Annotated in this window: 3 protein-coding genes; all 3 read right to left on the bottom strand. The window is 61.5% G+C overall.

Going from position 1 to position 2,260, the window contains the following annotated elements:
* Window positions 1–588, bottom strand: a 588-nt coding sequence (locus tag Q0341_RS02010; RefSeq protein ID WP_299510192.1) for a DNA gyrase modulator, incomplete at its 3' end; no start/stop codon positions are given.
* A 104-nt stretch (window positions 589–692) separates the two neighbouring features.
* Window positions 693–1,580: an NAD(P)-dependent oxidoreductase gene (locus Q0341_RS02015; RefSeq protein WP_299510189.1), complete on the bottom strand. Its 888-nt coding sequence runs from the start codon at window positions 1,578–1,580 to the stop codon at window positions 693–695.
* Window positions 1,577–2,260, bottom strand: a 684-nt coding sequence (locus Q0341_RS02020; protein WP_299510191.1) for an FtsW/RodA/SpoVE family cell cycle protein, incomplete at its 5' end; no start/stop codon positions are given. The genes Q0341_RS02020 and Q0341_RS02015, both read right to left, overlap by 4 nt.

The raw sequence follows: 2,260 nt of genomic DNA on the forward strand, positions 1-2,260 counted from the left end.
CGACAGGCGGATCAAGGGTCGCACATCGGCCGCCAAAGTGCCATCGGCGCGGGCCACCATGACCACGTCGTACTCGGTGGCCAAACCGGCCATGACCTGCACCACACGCGGGTCTTTGGCGCGGGCGATTTTTTCAACATGGCCGAGAAGATTCACTTTGGCCGTGCTGTCCAGCGTGGACATCGGATCGAGCGCGGGGTAAAGCGAGCGACTGGCCGAGACCTTACGGGCAGGGACCTTGATGCGTTTGTTTTGGGTAGCCTGCGCGATGGTGCGCACCGTCATGGCCGCGTCCATCAAAGAGGCTTCGGAAATGTCGTCCGAGTAGGCGAAGGCGGTTTTCTCGCCCGACACGGCCCGCACGCCAACTCCTTGGTCGATGCTGAAGCTGCCGGTCTTGACGATGCCTTCTTCCAGACTCCAGCCCTCGGAGCGGGTGTACTGGAAATACAAGTCGGCGTCGTCCACCGCGTGGGCCTTGATGGCGGCCAAAGCGCGGCTCAGGTGGGTTTCGTCCAGGCCAAAAGGCTCAAGCAAAAGGGAGCGGGCGGTTGCCAGGCGTTCGATGGTGGGTTCGCGTGAGATCATGGGAGCCATTGTAGGCACGGATCAAGACCCTTGCCCGCATCGGACAGGAAAGCCAGACATGCTGCGTTCGCAGCCCATCAAGAGGCCAAGCGGGGCAAGGGGGTTCAAGCTTGGCGCATGAGCCGCAGCAAAGCCGCGTCGTCCAGATCGGCCCAACCCTGGGCGAGCGCTTGAGCAAAAAGGTCGCGCGCCAGTCGTCCCATGGGCGGATCGAATGCCGCTTCATCGGCGGCTTGTACGGCCAAATGGGTGTCTTTGGCCAACAAAGTGACGTGCGCACGCGGCTCGAAATCACCTGCCAAGGCCCGCCGCATGCGGTCGGAGCCGATCCAGCTTTGGCCGCTGGAGGCTTCAATCACCGACAACGTGGCCACGGGGTCCAGGCCCAGTCGTTCGGCCAAAGCCATGGCTTCGGCAGCGCCCGCCAAATTGACTGCCGCCAACAAATTGTTGACCAGCTTGGTGCGGGCACCGTCTCCTGCGCGGGTTCCAACGCGAAAAACCTGCTGACTCAAGGCGGTCAGCAGCTTCTGGCTTCGCTGCCACACCCCATCGGAGCAAGCCACCATCAGACTCATGGTGCCCTCTTGGGCGCGCAAAGGGCCACCGGACATGGGCGCATCCATGAGGTCAACCCCCATGGGGGCCAAACGTTCGGCTTGCGACTGCACAGTGGCCGGCCCCAAAGTCGGACACAACATGACCACCTGGCCTTGCTGCAAACAAGGGCCAGCGCCGGCCAAGCCCCACAACACCGATTCGGTTTGCACCGCGTCGACCACCGCCACCAGCAAGACGCCGTCGGGCGCCAAGCCTTGAACGGCGGCCATGGCAGAGCCAAACGGCACCGCTCCATGGGCTACGGCCCGGGCCTGGGCCTGGGCATCGCTGTCATGAACCCCAACAGACCAGCCCAGTGCGCACAAACGGGCCAGCATGCCGCCGCCCATGTTTCCAGCGCCGACGACCACAACGGACAGTTTGCCGCTCATGTTTGCACCAGCTGTTTCGATTTGGCGATCGACATGAGGATGCCCAGTGCCAGACCGAGGGTGACCATCGCCGTGCCGCCGTAGCTGATGAAGGGCAAGGGCACGCCCACCACCGGCAAAATGCCACTGACCATGCCCATGTTCACAAAAGCATAGGTGAAGAAAATCATGGCCATGCTGCCGGACAGCAAGCGGCTGAACAAAGTGGGCGCCTGCATGGCAATGACCAAGGCCCGGTAAATCAGAAAGAAAAAGAAGGACAGCAACACCAAGCCACCGAACAAGCCAAACTCTTCGCCCAAAGCTGCAAAGATGAAGTCGGTGGTGCGCTCCGGGATGAACTCCAAGTGGGTTTGGGTGCCCTGCATGAAACCCTTGCCCCAAAAACCACCCGAGCCAATGGCGATCATGCCTTGGATGATGTGAAAGCCCTTGCCCAGCGGGTCACGGCCGGGATCCAGCAAGGTGCACACCCGTTGGCGCTGGTACTCGTGCAGCACATGCCAATCGACATCGGGCTGGCACAAACTCGGCTCCATGATCACCAGCACCACGATGCCCAGTACACCCAAGCCCACGGGCGGCAAAATCCAGCGCCATTTGAGTCCAGCAAAAAAAATCACGGCCAAGCCTGCCGACAAAACCAGCAAAGAGGTGCCCAAGTCCGGTTGCTTCATGAT

This window comes from uncultured Limnohabitans sp., from assembly GCF_937889215.1.
In the GTDB taxonomy this organism is placed as follows: domain Bacteria; phylum Pseudomonadota; class Gammaproteobacteria; order Burkholderiales; family Burkholderiaceae_C; genus Limnohabitans_A.

Bases quoted from the DNA above. Each gene is read 5' to 3' on its own strand.
- Q0341_RS02015 (WP_299510189.1), bottom strand. From the start codon at position 1,580: ATGAGCGGCAAACTGTCCGTTGTGGTCGTCGGCGCTGGAAACATGGGC.